Origin of the sequence: Mariprofundus ferrooxydans PV-1 (genome assembly GCF_000153765.1) — a bacterium.
Taxonomy (GTDB): domain Bacteria; phylum Pseudomonadota; class Zetaproteobacteria; order Mariprofundales; family Mariprofundaceae; genus Mariprofundus; species Mariprofundus ferrooxydans.
Genome location: NZ_DS022295.1, coordinates 1,101,380 through 1,119,376 on the forward strand (window position 1 = coordinate 1,101,380; position 17,997 = coordinate 1,119,376).

A 17,997-nucleotide genomic window follows, 5' to 3' on the forward strand; every position below is an offset into this window, starting at 1 on the left:
AGGTTGAAAACTCAGGCTCGAAAGAGCCAACTATCGGACGAAAGTCCTTTAAAATCTCAAGGAGGAAGGAAATGGCACTCATTTCATTGCGACAACTACTGGATCATGCAGCTGAAAACAGCTACGGCATGCCAGCATTCAATGTAAACAATATGGAGCAGGTGCATGCAATCATGCAGGCTGCTGATGAAACCGATTCTCCGGTCATCATGCAGGGTTCTGCCGGTGCTCGCGGTTATGCCGGTGAGGCATTCCTGCGCCACCTGATCGCAGCTGCGGTTGAGCAGTATCCGCATATCCCTGTGGTAATGCATCAGGATCACGGTTCAGAGCCTGCAGTATGCCTGCGCTCTATCCAGTCCGGTTTTTCTTCCGTCATGATGGACGGCTCGCTGATGGCTGATGCCAAGACACCTGCTACTTACGAGTACAATGTTGAAGTTACCAAAAAAGTGGTGGAGATGGCTCACGCCGGCGGCGTATCCGTTGAAGGCGAGCTGGGCTGCCTGGGTTCTCTGGAAACCGGCATGATGGGCGAGGAAGACGGCCACGGTGCGGAAGGCAAGCTGGATATGGACATGCTGCTGACCGGCGTGGACGAAGCCGCTGACTTTGTAGAGAAAACCGGCTGTGACGCACTGGCGATTGCCATCGGCACCTCTCACGGCGCTTACAAATTCACCAAGCCACCGACAGGCGCAGTACTGCGTATTGATCGCATTCGTGAGATCCATGCCAAACTGCCAAACACCCATCTGGTCATGCACGGTTCTTCATCCGTACCTCAGGACTGGCTGGCTATCATCAATGAGTACGGCGGCGACATGGGCGAAACCTACGGCGTACCTGTTGAAGAGATCGTTGAAGGCATCAAGTCCGGCGTACGCAAGGTAAACATCGATACCGACCTGCGCATGGCCTCTACCGGTGCAGTTCGCAAGTTCCTGGTTGAAAATCCATCGAACTTCGACCCGCGCAAGTTCCTCAAGGCTTCCACCGCAGCCATGCAGGGTATCTGCAAGGCTCGCTTCGAAGCATTCGGTTCTGCCGGCAATGCTTCCAAGATCAAGCCACGCTCTCTGGAGAGCATGATCAGCTACTACAGCTAATTAAGTAGTATCACGTCACAACAAAAAAGGCGGGCTCGTGAGAGTCCGCCTTTTTTATTTCGCATAGCTTTGCGAGGAAATATCTGAAAAACCACAATCGGCGCATCGGTTATCCGCCTTTATTTTTATAAACTCCCCTTCTATACTCTAAACCTTGACTGATGGATCAGCAGTGGGGGCCTATGCATCAACTGCACCATACATTGAAACGGGATCTGACAAATACCCTACTGATTTGGAGTACGGCCTTCTTTGCCCTGCTGGTTGTCGGGTTTCTGTTTTCATTTCACCAGATCGAGCACTATATGCTGGGGCTGGTGGCCGATCACCGGCTCAGCTATCAAACCAGAGAATTCGCCAAACATCTGGACCAGCAGGATAATCGCACCATCCAGCAGGAAGGCGATACGCTCGCTCAGGGTGATATCATTTCAGCCATTCTGATGGTTGATGCCAGCGGTGAACTGCTGCACCTCTCTATGAATAAAAACAGCATTCCTGCCCTGGTCCTGACCCAACCGGTCAACATGGAGAGCCTGCAGAAACAGGTGAAAAACCATGGGCATTTGCATCTGTTCAAGCGGAAAATTCCGGGCCATCATGCCACACTCGCTCTGATCATGGATGATCGACCGATTGAAATCGCCCTCTTCTCGGCTACGACATGGACCGCCCTGCTACTACTTGCTCTGGTCCTGATATCCATCAAGGCACTGCATATCTCGCTCAGACGCAGCCTTGTCATACCCGTTGAAAAATTGCGTCATGCCATCAACGATGGACAGATGGATCAACAGGCTATCATGGCCCTGGAGCAGACACTCCCCGATGAAGCCTCGGAAATTCTTGATATTTTTGATCATTTAAAGCATGCCCATACAGATATGCGCGCTCAAATCACAACGATGGTGGCTACCATGCCCAGCTGTTTCTGGTGCTCGAATGATGGCAAAACCTATACGGGCGCATCTGACAGAACTGTCGATATCCTTAGAGTTCCATCGTCGGAATTAATGGGTCATCCACTATGGGCGTGGACCGGCAACCAGGAACAGATTGCGGTTAATCACAGGCTGCTGCAACAAGGTATTGCGAAAAAACGTACACGACTCGATTTTGCCTATCAGGTCACCAGCGACGGAGACACACGCTGGTTCGGTGAAAACATCACAATCTGTTACGATAAACAGGATCAGCCGAGTGTCATCTACGGCATTATCAATGACATCAGCAAACGCAAAAACAGTCAACAACAACAGGCTGAAGCGCTTGAGGAACAGCATCGCCTGCAGGCCACATCCACGCTGGTCGGCGGTATAGCACATGAATTCAACAATGCGCTGGCAGGCATGAACGGTAACCTGTTTCTGATCAGGCAGGCTGTCACCGATGAGCAAGCTCTGGTCCGGATCAACCGCATTGAGCAGTTGATTAATCGCTCAGCAACCATGATTGAGCGCATGCTCGCTTTCTCCAGGCAGTGCAGCACACACCCATCATCCATTGATTTGATCGAATTTCTGGAAAGCTTCCGCATAAGCGTATTGCCCGCCTTGCCTGAAACACTCCGTTTTGAACTGCATCTGGATGCCATCAGGAAACGTCAGAGATCAGAGCGGCCGCTTATTCTGGCCGATATGCAAAAATTGCAGGAGGTCCTGTTTCAGTTAATCGACAATGCACGTCTGGCCACCAGGCACGCCATCGCACCGCGTATTGATGTGGCGCTGGAATATATGGTGGCGAATGATGATTTCCTGCGCCATCACGCCGGTCTCTCATCCAGAGAGCTGCTTCACCTGACTATTGAAGATAATGGCAACGGCATTCCCGACGAGATCAAAAGGCGGGTATTCGAGCCCTTTTTCACCACCCGCGAAATCGGAGAGGGAACCGGCCTGGGCCTCTCCATGGCACATGGCTATATCCATCAGATTGGTGGCGACATTGACTTTGACAGTCACACCGGTATCGGCACAACCTTTCATATCTACCTGCCTGCAATCATTAATCACTCAGACGTATCGCCTTCGGACAGCACAATATTGCGCGGCCATAACGAAACCATTCTGGTCGTCGATGACGATAAAATGGTACGGGAGTCCACCTGCTCTATTCTCGAGCGCATGGGTTATCAACCTGTTCCGGCCAAAAACGGCGAACAGGCTGTAGAAATATTCACCCGGAGACAGGCTGAAATCAGGCTGGTATTCATGGATATCCTGATGCCCGGCATCAATGGCATTGAAGCCACTCGCCGTATCCGCAAACTCTCACCGGATATGCCTGTCATTTTTCTGACCGGCTATGATCGTACCCAGCCACTGGAGCCGGAGGTCTATGCCGAGAATACCGAGCTGATCAACAAACCGTTCCGTATATCCATGCTCAGTGACTCTATTCAGCAGGCTCTCGCAGGAAATCTGGGAAAATCGCAGGAGTGATCCTCTATTCATTGCCTGCAAATATTGATTCTGGCAAAAGAATTGCTGGCTATTTCCAGATGAGTGTAATCATACAGAAAAGCCGAAACCACCATGCCTGAACAGCGGGTCGACAGCATCGCCAGAAGCGAGGCTACCGGCTGGTCAACGGCTGGCCCCTCCAGAAATGCAGCCGCTCCGCTACGTATTCTGACCGGCCAGCCCGGCAATCTGCCAACAGGTGAAGTCATCACCGCGATGGTCAGCAAAGCCAGGAACAATGGATTCAAGGTGACCCTTAATGGCGAAACATTTACACTCAAAGGATTGCCTGCCTCACTGATTGGCAAACAGGTGGATTTTATTGCCCAGCACAGCAAGAGCGGCGGAAAAACCATTACACAACTATTCCGGGCCGGCATCGGTCGAAAAGCTGCAGGTACCCATCTGGCTATCCGCTCACCTCTGCCTGAGGCGCTGCAAACCGGCAATCGGGTTTCAGCTCGTGTCGAAGTGATTCGGGCAGGACAAATGCAGCTGCGCATCGCAGGCGGAGCGGCACATAACCATCCCCTTATCACCACAACGACTGCAAACGTGAAGACAGGACAGATGCTCAACGGGGTATTGCAGCATGTCGACGGCAAGCCGGCATTACTGCTGTCCCGGCCGCAGGTGCGATCGGAATCCCATGTTTCACTGCCCGATCAAGCTCCCCGCTTAACGCCGGCAACCAGTAGCGAGAACTTCAATCTGGCCAACACGCGTCCGGGTACAACCACACTCGCCATCGTTGAAAAAACATTGGGCAATGGCCGTGCTCAACTCAGTCTGCAGGGCAACCACATTGAGACTCCTGCCCCGCCATCTGTTGCAGCCGGTGACGGGCTGATCATCAGGGTGGGTGACAAGCCGACCTCCCTGGAAGTCTTGTCAGTCCACCAGAATGTCATCGGCAAGGCACACGCCCTGTTACGTCAACAGGCAGCCAGTAACATGCCGCTAACCGAAACCCTGACCGCTATCCGCAACCTGCTCGCCCCGTTACCCGCCGAATCGCTGCACACAATCCCGGTTCTGTCACAGCTGCAGAACTGGCTGAGCAGTGTGACCGTCGATCACGATACATCCTTAAATGGTGAGCGCCTGTCCAACATGATACAACACTCCGGCCAACTGCTGGAGCACAAGTTACGCAACCTGCTACACTCAGGCGCCAGCCCCGCAGCTACCCTGCACGATCTCAAAAGCATTATGCTGTCGATGGCTTCCGGCGAGGCGAAAATCAGCAACATGCATCATTTGACACAGCTGCTCAGCGAGTTGGGACACAGCGCTTCATCCCGTATTGAATCCACACAGGCGCTGAATGTGCTGACCCATGCACAACATGCCGATGCCACGCGCATTGAACTGCCGATGCTCGTCAATCAGCAGATGGTTAATGTTCAGCTATCGCTTGAACAGCATAGTCACTCCGGGAATGAGACCAGTGGTGGACAGGGTGAACAGGCACCCTGCAAGGTACTGATCGCACTGGAGATGAGCGGACTGGGCAAGTTGCGCGTGGATGCCAGCATCTCGGAGATGTCCGTGCATGCCCGCATTCATCATACCAGCCATGAAGCAAGGTCGCTGATGCAGTCGCACATTGAACGACTGGAAAGCCGGCTGCTGAATCTCGGCTTTAAAGAGGTATACCTGCTGGCCACCCCGGCCCAGCCTGAGCAGCAGGTCCAGGAGCGTTTTGAACAGCTGGAGCAGGCAAAACCTGCATCATCCACCCTGCTGGATATCCGGATATGAGCGAGCGCAAGCATCAGGCTATCGCCCTGAACTGGGATCCCTATCTGGATGCAGCACCAAAAATAACAGCCAAGGGCAGCGGTCAGCTGGCCGATGAAATCATTCGGCTGGCTCGTGAAAACAATATCCCGATCAGGGAGGACAGGGATCTGGTACAGATATTCTCGCAACTGGATATCGGAGCTTCCGTTCCGCCGGAAGTACACACGGCTATTGCAGAGATTCTGGCCTTCATCTACTGGACCAATCAGCAATACACCGACATTTTCGATGCCGACAAGTAAACCTGTCTCCTTATTCCGCATCCACTGTGGCAACAAAGGCTGCCGGACGACAAAAACAGATGCAAAAGAGAAACGGCGCGTGCTATGCTCAGGGTATGGATCGGCCTGGTACTACACTATTTTGCTATTCAGGGAGTGAATCATGAAAGTTTCAGAAGTAATGTCACACGGCAGTCTGAGTTGTAAAGCTGACGATACATTGCATGATGCTGCACAAAAAATGGTCATGCGCCGCTGCGGTTCCCTGCCGGTTGTCGACGACAATGACAGCACCAAACTGGTGGGCGTTATTACCATCCGCGATACGATGTTGCCTCTTTACCCCAACTTCGGCGAATATATCCATGATGCAAAAACCGCCCGCGATTTCGAAGATATGGAAGAGAACTACAAGCGCGTCATGCGCATGAAAGTGCGCGATGTGATGACACCAAATCCGATGAGCGTCGATTCAGAGATGCCGGTATTGAAAGCTGCATCCTTCATGGGACTGAAAAACCTCCGCCGCATGCCTGTCGTTGACGATGGCAAGTTGATCGGCATGGTCAGTATCGGTGATATCAACAGGGGTATGTTTATCAAGCTGGGTTAAAACAGACATGGATGACTTACTACAAGCAGGCTCCGGCATCATGCCGGAGCCTCTCCTTGCCTAAAACGCCATGAACAGCTCACTCCTTCCGCCGCATGTAAAAGCCTTCTTCGCACCGGACCTGTATCCTCATACCTCTGCCACTGTCGATATGATCCAGACCCATATATCGTGGGTATTCCTCGCCGGCGACTATGCCTATAAACTGAAAAAACCGGTCAACTTCGGCTTTCTCGACTTCTCCACACTGGCCGATCGTCGTCACTATTGTGAGCGGGAACTGCTGCTCAATCGCAGGCTGTCACCGGAAATTTATCTGGATGTGTTACCCGTTTATCAGCATGGTGACAGATACGCCCTTTCGCCTCCCGGCACCATTATCGATTACTGTCTGAAAATGGCCCGTTTCGAGCAATCGGCACTGCTTGAAAACAAACTGCTCTCCGGCCGGTTCGATGCCTGCTGGATGGATTCGCTGGCCGAAGAGATGGCCCGCTTTCACCGCGAGCAAGAGAGCATCTATGCAGCAGATATCGATCATGTACATCTACTGGATGAACATATCCGTGCCAATATTGAAATTGCCGCGTCGCATATGCCTGCCGTGATGGATCAAAGCAGGTGGACGCTTGTTTCTGAATATGCAGCAGCCGCACAATACAAGCTCTCCCCGCTACTGATCGCCCGGCAGCTTGCGGGGCATGTACGCCATTGCCATGGTGACCTGCATCTGAAAAACATTACACTGATTGACGGACATCCCCGCGTATTCGATTGCATCGAATTCAACGATGAATTCGCCACCATCGATACCATGAACGATATTGCATTTCTGGTTATGGACTGCGATGCACATGGACACGGTGAGCTGGGCATGCGCTTTCTCTCCCGCTATCTGGAGCAGAGCGCTGATTACGACGGTCTGCCGCTCTTGCCCCTCTACCTCTTCTACCGGGCCGGCGTGCGCGGCAAGGTGGCCTGCCTGCTGGCGGAAGAACTGGAGCAGGGTTCGGACAAGCATGCAGCTGCACTGCATGAGGCCCGCCATTACTTTGAACTGGCTGCCGGTTATTGCCCTGTACCCGCCCCGCGCCTGTTTGCCATCGGCGGCCTGTCCGGCTCGGGTAAAAGCCATCTGGCCCTGCTGGGCTGCGGAGTGGAGCATGCCGTCATCATCCGCTCGGACGCCACACGCAAGCGTCTTGCCCACACTCATCCGGAGCTGGCGCTCTACGGCAGCAAGATGAACCAACTCACCTATGACACCGTGCTGGCGGCCGCCTCTACGGCACTTGCCGCCGGCCGCCCGGTTATACTCGATGCGGCATTCCTGCATCCGGATCAGCGTCTGGCGGTCAAAAAGCTGGCCGATACGTCTGAGACCCCGCTCTGTTTCTACTGGCTGGAGATCGAAACAGAGGTACTGCGCTCACGCGTCGCCCGCCGTCAGCAAGCCGGCAGCGATCTCTCCGATGCCGATCTGGCCGTACTGGATCTGCAGCTGGCCGCATATCAACGCCCGAGCGAACCCTGGATTGAGCATATCTCATCCAGCGATGCCTGGCCGGGCAGGCAGAGATAACGTGCTGGAGATTTCAAACACCGTCTCTATCGCCGATGATGAGATCGAGATCAACGCCATCCGCGCACAGGGCGCCGGCGGTCAGAACGTCAACAAGGTAGCCAGTGCCATTCATCTGCGCTTTGATATTCACGCATCATCGCTACCGGATGCGTACAAGCAGCGCCTGCTGGCGCGGCAGGATCAGCGCATCAGCAAGGAAGGCATTATAATCATCAAGGCCCAGCAGTTCCGCAGTCAGGAGCAAAACAGGGCCGATGCACTCACCCGCCTGCAGGAGCTGATTAAAGCCGCTACCACCGTCGCAAAAAAACGCCGTCCGACCCGTAAAACCCGCTCTTCGATCAAGCGTCGCCTGGAAGGCAAAAACAAACGCGCCGAAATCAAATCACTGAGAAAGAAAGTGATCGAATAGGGAGAGCGGCCCCCACTTCTAATTTAACGCACTGACCCGACACATAAACTCGCTTCCCGGATACAGTTATCAGATCGGGTAAAATATGCCGGGTAGTTCTGCCATTCATTCCCCTTGCCGGAGCATCAAACCCGGTCTCCGGCTTTCTTACAGGCGTACAAATTGGCCCCACAGGGGGAATTTCACAGCGTACGTTGCCCTCACCGATTCTGGCATCATGTATGCGAGGTGATTGATATGAACGCGGACGAACAACCGACCAGTGAGCAGGTTACTTTCAGCCATCGCATGGCAGCCCAGGTGCATTTGATCGAGCAATACCGCCTGCAGCAGTTTTTTGCTACCGGTCGCATGCCCGGTCGCGATGAGGCGGCTGCCGAGTGGATCGCCCGCTTTGCCGCAGACTTTCCGCAATCCTTTAACAGCTGAGCAGGCGGTAGTTTATAAACTCTTGCTGACAATCTCCCTGACATCGGGCGATAACTCGGCATCGTTGATACGCTGCAGTTGTGCTCGCATCAGTGCGCTGCGCGCTGGCTCGATCCGTTTCCAGTTCATCAGTGCACGCACCATGCGCGAGGCCACCTGTGGATTAAACGCATCCAGCAGCAAGACCTGCTCGGCCACAAATGCATAACCGCTACCGTCAGCGGCATGGAATACCGACGGATTACGCATGGCAAACGTACCGATCAACGCCCTCACCTTGTTCGGATTACGCGCATCAAAACAGGGGTGCGCCATCAGTGACTGCACATGTTCCAATGTGCCCGGCAGCGATGATGCAGCCTGCACACCAAACCACTTGTCCATCACATTAGCTTCATGCCGCCACTGCGCCTCAAATGCAGCCAGCGCCAGCTCACGCTCAGGGCAGTCGCAATCAGCCAGTGCCGCCAGCGCCGCATACTGATCGGTCATATTATCGGCCTGTTCAAACTGCGCATAGACAAGCGCGCATGCCGCCTTGTCGCCCAGCCGGACCAGATAAGAGAGGCAGACATTCTTTAGCTTGCGCGCCTGCATGGCCTCATCAGAGAAACCTGTAACAGTGGAGAGTTGTCGGTAGAGCGCTTCCATCTCGCTACGCAGTGCCGCTGCAATATTGACGCGCAGCTGCTCACGCAGCTGATGGATCAGTCCCGGATCGGCTGCGCTACAGGCTTCGGCAATATCGGCCTCCGACGGCAACAGCAGGGCTTCGGCCTTCAGTGCTGCACCCAGCCCTGCATCGGTCAGCACATGATGCAGCGCATCAATCAATACCACCTCCGATGATGTATCTCCGGCCAACAACGCCTGCATGGTACGCATGGCCAGGCGCTGTGCCGCCGCCCAACGATTGAAGGAGTCCTCATCATGGCGCATCAGGAATGCGTCATCGGTAGCCGTGTAGGGATAATCAAGCTCCACCGGCGCGGAAAAACCGCGCAACAGCGATGGCAACGGCTGCTCACGCACCCCTGTAAATACAAACTCCTGCTCTGCTTCACGTACTAACAGCGTGCGGCTACTGCCTGAGGCTACCTCTTCACCGGCCAACTGCAGCGGCACGGCTTTCCCATCCGGCAACAACAGCCCCAGCGTCAGCGGAATCAGGAACGGTTGCTTCTCGCTCGATTCGGGTGTCGCAGGACAACTCTGGCTTACATGCAGCGTGCAGGTTGCATCCTGCTCATCATACGCCATGCGCACGACAAGCTTCGGCGTACCGGCCTGATCATACCAGCGCTGCATCTGTGCCAGGTCGATATCATTAGCATCACGCATCGCAGCGAGGAAATCCTCGGTGCTGACCGCCTGCCCGTCGTGACGGCGAAAATAGAGGTCCATGCCACGCCGGAAACCGTCGCTTCCCAGCAGTGTATGATACAGGCGCACCACCTCCGCCCCCTTCTCATAGACGGTAACCGTATAAAAGTTATTAATCTCCATATAGGAGGCCGGGCGTATCGGATGGGCCATGGGACCTGCATCCTCGGCAAACTGATGGCTGCGCAGCAGACGCACATCCTCAATGCGCTTGACCGCCCTTGAGTGCAGGTCGGCGGTAAACTCCTGATCGCGGAACACAGTCAGCCCCTCTTTCAGGCTGAGCTGGAACCAGTCGCGGCAGGTCACCCGGTTACCCGTCCAGTTATGGAAATATTCGTGACCAATCACCGCTTCAATGGCGATATAGTCATCATCGGTGGCCGTTTCGGGGCTGGCGAAAACCAGTCGCGAATTAAAAATATTCAGCCCTTTGTTCTCCATTGCACCCATGTTGAAATCATCGACAGCGACAACCATGAACAGATCCAGATCATAGCAGAGGCCAAAACGCTGCTCATCCCAGCGCATGGCGCGTTTCAACGAGGCCATCGCGTGCGCACAATGATCGATATGGTGCGCTTCTGTATAGATGCGCAGCGTAATATCGCGTCCGTCTGATGTGTGGAACTGATCCTCCACACATTGCAAATCCCCTGCCACCAGCGCAAACAGGTAACCCGGCTTGGCAAACGGGTCCCGCCACTCGGCCCAGTGGCGGCCGCCATCCAGCTCACCCTGTGCCACCGGATTACCATTGGAGAGCAGCACCGGATTTTCAGCCTTATCTGCCGTCATGCGTACGGTGAAGGGTGCCATCACATCCGGTCGGTCGGGGTAATAGGTGATTTTTCGAAAGCCTTCGGCTTCGCACTGGGTGCAGTAGTTGCCTCCGGAACGATACAACCCTTCCAGCGATTTGTTGGCCTCGGGATTGATACGCGTTGCAATGGTTAATTCAAAGCACTCCGGCACGTTTTCAATGCGCATGCCGCTCTCACTCACACTGTAGTCATCCGTAGTCAGCTCTTGCCCGTCCAGCGCCACGCTGAGCAGCTCCATATCCTGCCCGTCCAGCCATAAACTCTCACCTGCCGCTGCCGCCGGATTGCGCCTGTAGCGTACACTGGATACCACCCCGGTTGCCGAGGGCTGCAGTGAGAAATCCAGATACACGGTATCCACCAGATACGCCGGCAGCTGATAATCTTTCAGATAGACAGTCTGTTGCATTGAAGCTCCTTGATGATCAGATAGTAAAAAGAGGCGGAGACAAGCTCACTCCCGGCTCAGGCCGGTCAGGCCTCGTTGATTTCGATGATGGGCAATATGCGCATCGGTTTGATCGGCGCATCGCTCAAACGTTTTTCTACGGCCACTTCATCGCAATCGGCAAAGCGTGTGCAGTGCACGCATACCGTCCAGACCTTGTGTGGCAGGCTCTCTCTGGATACCACGGCATAGCCCATACGCTCGAAAAAGCCTGTCACATAGGTCAGAGCAAATACACGTGCCACACCGAGTGCTGCCAGCCACTGTTCGCAACCCTCCACCAGCAGACGACCGATGCCGTGTTTCTGATGTGCCGGAGAGACTACCAGTGAACGGACTTCAGCCAGATTTTCCCCATAGATATGCACGGCGACCACACCGCACAGCTCACCATCATAATCGGCAACGAGAAATTCCTGCAGATGCTGAAAAATATTATCGCGATCACGCGCAAGAATGATGTTTTTGACGACGAACGGCTGAAGCAGTGTATAAATCGCCTCAACATCATCGACGCCGGCGTTGCGAACGCTTATCCGGTGACTCATCCTCTGCTCCTCAACTGCTCAAAAATCTTCACAACCCAGTGCAGTGTCGCCGGGTCTCACGCTGCGGCAAGTGCCTGACCTCGATTGAGCATGCTCTCGGCATGTTCCAGCCCTTGCGCATCACCAAGCATACGGGCGATCTCCAGTTTGCGCGCCGGAGCATCCAGTTGCTGCAACGAGCTGAGCGTACGCCCGTCCTGCTCGTTCTTGCTGATCACCACCTGCCGATCCGCACAGGCGGCCACCTGCGGCAGATGTGAGATCACCAGCACCTGTCGCTCGCGACCCATTGATGCCAGCAGCTCGCCCACACACCATGCCGTTTCTCCGCCGATACCGGTATCCACCTCATCAAAGACAGCCAGCCCCGGAGCCCCTTCCATCGCACCGCACCCCTTCAGGGCCAGCACCATGCGAGAGAGCTCGCCACCGGATGCAACCGCAGAGAGATCGCGCCACGGTTCGCCGGGATTACTCATCACCTGCATGCGTACCTGATCCATACCCGTAGCGGAGAAGGCTTCGGCAGCCGCCCCTGTACGGCTCTCATCTGTCAGACAAAAACGCACCTGCATACCTGCCAGCGCCAGACGATCAAGCAGAGGCCGTAGCGCTGTGCAGAGTGATTCACCCGCCTGTCTGCGCGCCTCGGTCAGTGCAGCCGCATGCACTCTGTATTTTTCGGCAGCATCATCCAGCGCACTCTGTGCCGCGTCCTCATCCCAGCCTGCCGTATCCAGTGCGGACAATCTCTGTTGCCACTCATCCATCAAAGCCTGCAGACCGGACTCATCGCAATCATGCCGGCGCATGGCCTCCTGCAGGCGCATCAAACGCTCTTCTGTAGCCTGCAACTCACGCTCATCGAAAGAGGAGTCCAGTGCAGCCGCGAGCTCCGGCACCACTTCGCCCAGCAGAGCATCCACCTGCTCCAGCAGATCAAGACCGCCCTTCAAACCGGCATGGTAATCCTGAACGCCGGCCAACTCATGAGCGGCGCGCGCGATCAGCTCACGCGCATTCGGCTCCGCCTCATCCAGCAGCGCCATCGACAATCCCGCCGCAGCATGAATCTGCGCATGATGACGCCCTGCTTCCACCTCCGCCTGCAATTGATCCGTCAGACCCGGCTCGATTTCCAGCGCCTGCAGCCGTGCCAACTCCTCACGCATCCAGTCGACCTGCTGCTCGGTATCACCACGCTGCTGCTGCAACTGTTGCAGGGCTCTGCGCGCCTGCTGCCAATCCGCAAAGGCGGTCTTCACATTGCTCAGCAGCGGGCCGGTCACTCGAATATCAAGCAGCCGTCGCTGGAAATCCGGCTGTAACAGCGCCTGATGCTCATGCTGTCCATGCAGATCCAGGCACACGCGACCGAGCTGCTGCAATACCCTGGATGGCACCGGCACACCATTGATATACGCGCGCGAACGACCATCGCTGTTGATGATACGACGTAAAATCAGTTCATCCTCAACATCAATATCCTGCTCGGCCAGCAGCGCTGCGATCTGCTTTTCACCGCCCTGCCACACAGCCATCACTTCGGCCCGTTCCGCACCATGGCGCACCCAGTCCGCGCTGGCACGGGTGCCGAATACGGCACCGAGTGCATCCACCAGCATCGATTTGCCGGCACCTGTTTCACCGGTAAACACCGTCATGCCGGCGTCCAGCTGCAGCTGCACATGTTCAATCAAAGCAAATTGTTTGATAATCAGCGATACAAGCATGGATTTACGACCTACTCACGATCTTCAGGTTGACCGGCCCAGTTCAGCTTGCTTCTGAGCACTTCAAAATAGTGACGATGAGGCAGATAGACCAGAGAGATACTCTCTCCCTTGCGCACGACAACCCGGTCCCCTTCCTCTACCTTGAGCAATTCGATACCGTCCAGATTCACTGCGGCTTCTACCTGTGACTCGACCAGACGCAGCTGGATCACATCATCTGCCGGCACGATAATCGGCCTGTTAGACAAGGTATGCGGGCAGACAGGTACCACGCTGATCGCCTGAATTTCCGGATGCACAATCGGGCCGCCGGCAGAGAGTGCATAGGCGGTGGAGCCGGCAGGGGTAGCCAGAATCAAACCGTCGGCCCGCATGCGGAATACAAACTGCTCACGCACAGCCATCTCGAAGCAGATCAGTCGAGGATGCGCGCTGCGCTCGAGCACTACATCATTCATGGCGATCCCTTCAGCGCGCTTCTCATCGCCGCGCCAGACTTCTGCATGCAGGGAGAAGTGGCGTTTTGTCTTCAGGTTGCCTGCCAGAATATCATCAACCACGTCAAACATACTGCCTACCGGCGTATCGGTCAGAAAACCGAGACGTCCCAGATTGATACCGAGAATCGGCGTATCTGAATTCATAAAGTGGCGGGCGGCATGCAATAGCGTACCGTCACCGCCGAGCACAATCATCAACTCCACCTTGTCAGCCATCTCGCCAATCGGCAAGCGTTCACTGGCTATATTGCAATGAGTACACTGATGCAGGTGTTCATCAATATATACAGTACACTGCCTTTCAATCAGCCAGCGATGCAGTTCGCACATCAGTTTACAGGCACGCTCGTCATTAGGCTTGACGGTGATACCAATGCGATTCATCTGGACGCATCCTTCCAGTCTTTCGGCTGGACATGACACTGAAAACACTGGCCGCCCTTGATGTGACCCTTCGGTTGCGGGCGCATGCCTTTAACGCCGTGACACTCCATACACCGCTGCGTTTGACCTTTTTTCAGGTGGGCAACAGCAAGGTGAGTTTCATCATTAGGCACATCCTTGGTCGTGCGCTCGCTGGTACCGAGCACCAGCACCAGGACAACCGTCGCAACAATCGCCAAGAAAACGGCATCGCGCTTACCCGGCCGCCATGATTGCTTCTGTCCGTTACTCATTATATCACCTCAATTTCGGAGTTATCTCTGCATATGCGGCAATGATGAATGAATTTCCATGCCGATGCCATCAGCGATACCCACTCAACCCGACCGACGTCCTATCACTGTCCCTCCAGCCATGCTTATAGGCAGGAACAACCGAGGGTAGATAATGGAAACTTCCATTCCATTGTACAGATGTAGAACTGCATTATTTGTTGGTTGCATCTGCGCATGTGTCGAACAGGACTCTTTCAGCAGCATGCTGAAATGACTACCTGGCACAAAAAAAAGGAGGCACCGCGCTGTTTGCCATGCCTGTTTTTTTGCAGAGACTCATTATTAAACTACTGGTTCCAACTTATGTATGCTGGCAGCATATCTCGATATATTGATTTTGATGTACCAGGGTGGTGATCAACATGAGCCAGTCACTTTCATTTGCACGGCACGGCGACAAACTTAACTCCGAATTTTTCGAAGAATATCTGGTCAAACTACTCGAAGAGCGCGACCGCTCGGGGCTGACCGACAATATCCATGAAATCGACGCCATTATGCTCACCGTCGATCCGGGACGCTCGATCAGCTATATCGCTGAGCTCGCCCTGATGACGCCCTATCATTATCTGGTAACTCTGGAGAGCGAAAGTCACTGGACGCATGTCCTGCGCATCGATATGAATTCGCCCGACTTCCTCGTGCGCGAGGTGAAGGACCCGAATACCCGAGGCATATTTCGCAGCCTCAACGAGGTCTACCCGATAGGCCGACACAAGCCCAACAGCCGCTATATGGGCGAAATTCTGCGCGTCAATGACCTGCACAATGTCGTGCAGTGCCAGCAGGAGCGCGAATTCCGCTTCTTCACCCGGGACGAAGTCCGCAAGCTGGAGATGCCGGACAACCTCGCTATCAGCAAACCATCACCCTACACGCATAACATCGTCGGCTACATGGAACGCCAGCCCGGCCAGCTGCGAACCTATGCCCTCGGCACCAGCACCATCCGCGATGATGTGCAGGAGGCTTATCTGGCTGCCAAACAGGCACAGAGCGAGCTGGGCATCGACAAGCTCATCCTGCCCATCGACCACCTCGCAACAAGGGTCTACAGCCAGAATCGCGAGGTTGCCATCCTCGAATACCTCTCCCTGTCGAGTTACTACTACTGGGGCTCCTACAATATCGCGGATCAGAACTCATCGACCAACGTGACCAAGAGTGTGCATTACGAAAACGAGAGGCACAGCCCTGCCAAGGTATTCACTGCCAACAACACGCCCTATTTCGTCAACCACCTGGAGAAGCTGCCCTCGCCGACTGAAACCTTCGTTCGCAACTACGGCCCGCGCCTGCACCATCTTGCCGTCGCGGTCAGTGATGAGGCATCGGAGCGGGATCAGGGTGGACTGGACAATATCGATTTCGTGGTCAGCCAGATTGCATCGCAGGGACGCAACTTCCTGCTCGACGTCATCGGCTCCAAGGAAGACGGTCTGAAACAGATCTTCTCCAGCGCATCGGAGCACTCCTCGCTAATCATCGAATACGTGCAGCGATTCGGCGATTTCGACGGCTTCTTTACCAAGGACAACGTTGCCGAGCTCACTCATGCAGCCGGCGTCGAGGAAGAACTGCTCGGACTGCAGGCCGACTCGAAGGCGTAACCTTTACGAACAGATCCTCCCCTAACCTCGCGCTACTGCTAGGCCTGCTGTTTGCATACTTCGGATTTACGCAGGGAGTTTAGAGAGAGCAGGCTTCACCTTTCCTGCATCAGCAGCATCAATTGCGTGCGATCGGCAGGGAAAAAGAAATGTCACTGCCAATGTTACCACGCATCATGGTTTATCCGGTGTATCCTTAAACACCTGCAACATCGTGGAGAAAGCAGAGTCTTTGCCGAGCAGCAGCAGATTGGCAACGTTGGCACTGACCACGGCAAGCATACCGGGCAGGATGATATTGGGGTTGGCTGTCAGTTCCAGCAGGGCGATCAGTGCGGATAAGGGTGCGCGCAAGGCGGCGCCGAGCATGGCCACCATGCCCAATATGGCATAAAAACCAATGGAACCGGCATAAGCCGGATACAGACCATCGGCGACAAAACCGGAGACGGAACCAATCGCACCACCAATCACCAGCATCGGGCCGATCAGGCCACCGGGAATGCGCAGACCAATACAAGTAGCTGTGGCAATCAGTTTGGTGAAGATCAGAGCCAGTACCAGCGTCACAACGGCCTGTCCGTGTAACATCAATTCCAGTGTATCATAACTGATGCCCATGATCTGGGGTGTCCACTGCGCCAGAATTCCCGTACATAGTCCGGCCAGCACATAGCAGCGGGTCAGCGGCCATCTCCGGGTCGTACGCAGAATAATCTCGCTCATACTGACAAACAGCATGGCAAACAGACCAATCACAAAACCCATCACGGCGATGAAGGGCAGCTCCAGCAGTGAGCCCATATTCATGCTCGGGATCGTAAAGGCCGGATGCTGCCCGTAGATTCCACGACTGATAATGGCTCCGACGACCGCCGCCATAATCACCGGAAAAAACCGGATAATGCGATACTTGACCTGCAACACCTCAATCACGAACACCACGCCCGCCAGCGGCGTATTAAATGCTGCCGCAATTGATGCCGCAGCACCACAGGCTATCAGGGTATGATTTTCCTCGGCACTGGTCGGTATAACAGACCCGATCAGGTTGGCACTGGCCGCACCGATATGTACGCCGGGACCTTCCCTGTCCACGGACTGGCCACTGACGATAGCAACTAAGCCGCCAAAGAATTGCACCAGCGTATTGCCGAGAGGTAAGCGTTCTTTGCCGGGAAGATGGATACGATCCAGAATATGCACCACGCCTATCTGTAGATAATGCTTGGGAATACGTGAGAAAACCGCCCCCAGCAGCAGACCGCCTGCCACCGGCAGCAAAAATTGTTCCCAGCCGGACAGGCCCTCATAATTGCCAACCTGTGCTCCGGGCAAAAACAGGGTCTGACTCAACTCAATACACCAGCGGAATAACAATACGCCCAAACCAGCCAATGCCCCGGCACAAGTACCAAGCATGGTCAACCGAATCAACGCACTTCGCGCAACAGGAGTGGACATCAGACCAGTTTAGACAGCAAACGCTATGAATGCATGCTTTTATAAACACAGCCAAATAAAGCTCTCAAATCCGGGAGTGACAAGGCGCGCTTGCATACGGAGAGCCGCATCACTATCATGCCGCG

General features: G+C 54.7%; 15 protein-coding genes. 9 read left to right on the forward strand and 6 right to left on the reverse strand.

All coding sequences use genetic code 11. The annotated features are described in order from the left end of the window. Positions 1 to 71 precede the first annotated feature (71 nt). From fba to SPV1_RS11995, 8 genes are all read left to right on the forward strand, one after another. On the forward strand, positions 72 to 1,109 hold the full coding sequence (gene fba, locus SPV1_RS11960) for a class II fructose-bisphosphate aldolase (protein ID WP_009851479.1): 1,038 nt from the start codon (positions 72 to 74) through the stop codon (positions 1,107 to 1,109). 161 nt (positions 1,110 to 1,270) lie between these two features. Continuing rightward, positions 1,271 to 3,553, forward strand: a complete 2,283-nt coding sequence (locus tag SPV1_RS11965; protein WP_009851480.1) for a hybrid sensor histidine kinase/response regulator — start codon at positions 1,271 to 1,273, stop codon at positions 3,551 to 3,553. 93 nt (positions 3,554 to 3,646) lie between these two features. After that, positions 3,647 to 5,338 carry a flagellar hook-length control protein FliK gene (fliK, locus tag SPV1_RS11970; RefSeq protein ID WP_009851481.1) on the forward strand — a complete coding sequence of 564 codons (1,692 nt, stop codon included), beginning with the start codon at positions 3,647 to 3,649 and terminating at the stop codon, positions 5,336 to 5,338. Next, positions 5,335 to 5,622, forward strand: a complete 288-nt coding sequence (locus SPV1_RS11975; protein ID WP_009851482.1) for an EscU/YscU/HrcU family type III secretion system export apparatus switch protein — start codon at positions 5,335 to 5,337, stop codon at positions 5,620 to 5,622. Before fliK ends, SPV1_RS11975 begins: the two co-directional genes overlap by 4 nt. 142 nt (positions 5,623 to 5,764) lie before the next feature. Further along, positions 5,765 to 6,214, forward strand: coding sequence for a CBS domain-containing protein (locus SPV1_RS11980; RefSeq protein WP_018294917.1), 450 nt, complete (start codon positions 5,765 to 5,767; stop codon positions 6,212 to 6,214). A gap of 70 nt (positions 6,215 to 6,284) precedes the next feature. Next, positions 6,285 to 7,796 carry a bifunctional aminoglycoside phosphotransferase/ATP-binding protein gene (locus SPV1_RS11985; protein WP_009851484.1) on the forward strand — a complete coding sequence of 504 codons (1,512 nt, stop codon included), beginning with the start codon at positions 6,285 to 6,287 and terminating at the stop codon, positions 7,794 to 7,796. After that, a complete protein-coding gene (gene arfB / locus SPV1_RS11990) occupies positions 7,771 to 8,211 on the forward strand; it encodes an alternative ribosome rescue aminoacyl-tRNA hydrolase ArfB (protein ID WP_009851485.1) in 441 nt (146 codons plus the stop codon). Before SPV1_RS11985 ends, arfB begins: the two co-directional genes overlap by 26 nt. A gap of 237 nt (positions 8,212 to 8,448) precedes the next feature. Continuing rightward, the gene (locus SPV1_RS11995) at positions 8,449 to 8,640 is read left to right on the forward strand and encodes a hypothetical protein (protein WP_040881869.1); all 192 of its coding nucleotides are present in this window, start codon (positions 8,449 to 8,451) and stop codon (positions 8,638 to 8,640) included. A 12-nt stretch (positions 8,641 to 8,652) separates the two neighbouring features. On the opposite strand, the gene pepN is transcribed toward SPV1_RS11995, so the two are convergent. From pepN to SPV1_RS12020, 5 genes are all read right to left on the reverse strand, one after another. Then, complete coding sequence (gene pepN, locus SPV1_RS12000; RefSeq protein WP_009851487.1) at positions 8,653 to 11,256, reverse strand: aminopeptidase N; 2,604 nt, start codon at positions 11,254 to 11,256, stop codon at positions 8,653 to 8,655. Between the two features lie 65 nt (positions 11,257 to 11,321). Next, a complete protein-coding gene (locus SPV1_RS12005; protein WP_009851488.1) occupies positions 11,322 to 11,843 on the reverse strand; it encodes an N-acetyltransferase in 522 nt (173 codons plus the stop codon). Positions 11,844 to 11,899: 56 nt separating this feature from the next. Beyond that, on the reverse strand, positions 11,900 to 13,576 hold the full coding sequence (locus SPV1_RS12010) for a DNA repair protein RecN (RefSeq protein ID WP_009851489.1): 1,677 nt from the start codon (positions 13,574 to 13,576) through the stop codon (positions 11,900 to 11,902). Between the two features lie 11 nt (positions 13,577 to 13,587). Further along, the gene (locus SPV1_RS12015; protein WP_009851490.1) at positions 13,588 to 14,463 is read right to left on the reverse strand and encodes an NAD(+)/NADH kinase; all 876 of its coding nucleotides are present in this window, start codon (positions 14,461 to 14,463) and stop codon (positions 13,588 to 13,590) included. Continuing rightward, the gene (locus SPV1_RS12020; RefSeq protein WP_009851491.1) at positions 14,460 to 14,756 is read right to left on the reverse strand and encodes a hypothetical protein; all 297 of its coding nucleotides are present in this window, start codon (positions 14,754 to 14,756) and stop codon (positions 14,460 to 14,462) included. The genes SPV1_RS12015 and SPV1_RS12020 overlap by 4 nt, the downstream gene beginning before the upstream one ends. A gap of 404 nt (positions 14,757 to 15,160) precedes the next feature. On the opposite strand from SPV1_RS12020, the gene SPV1_RS12025 reads away from it, so the two are divergent. Beyond that, positions 15,161 to 16,408: a hypothetical protein gene (locus SPV1_RS12025; RefSeq protein ID WP_009851492.1), complete on the forward strand. Its 1,248-nt coding sequence runs from the start codon at positions 15,161 to 15,163 to the stop codon at positions 16,406 to 16,408. Positions 16,409 to 16,582: 174 nt separating this feature from the next. Here SPV1_RS12025 and SPV1_RS12030 read toward each other — a convergent pair whose 3' ends face one another. Continuing rightward, the gene (locus SPV1_RS12030; protein ID WP_152909299.1) at positions 16,583 to 17,872 is read right to left on the reverse strand and encodes a chloride channel protein; all 1,290 of its coding nucleotides are present in this window, start codon (positions 17,870 to 17,872) and stop codon (positions 16,583 to 16,585) included. Positions 17,873 to 17,997: the final 125 nt, after the last annotated feature.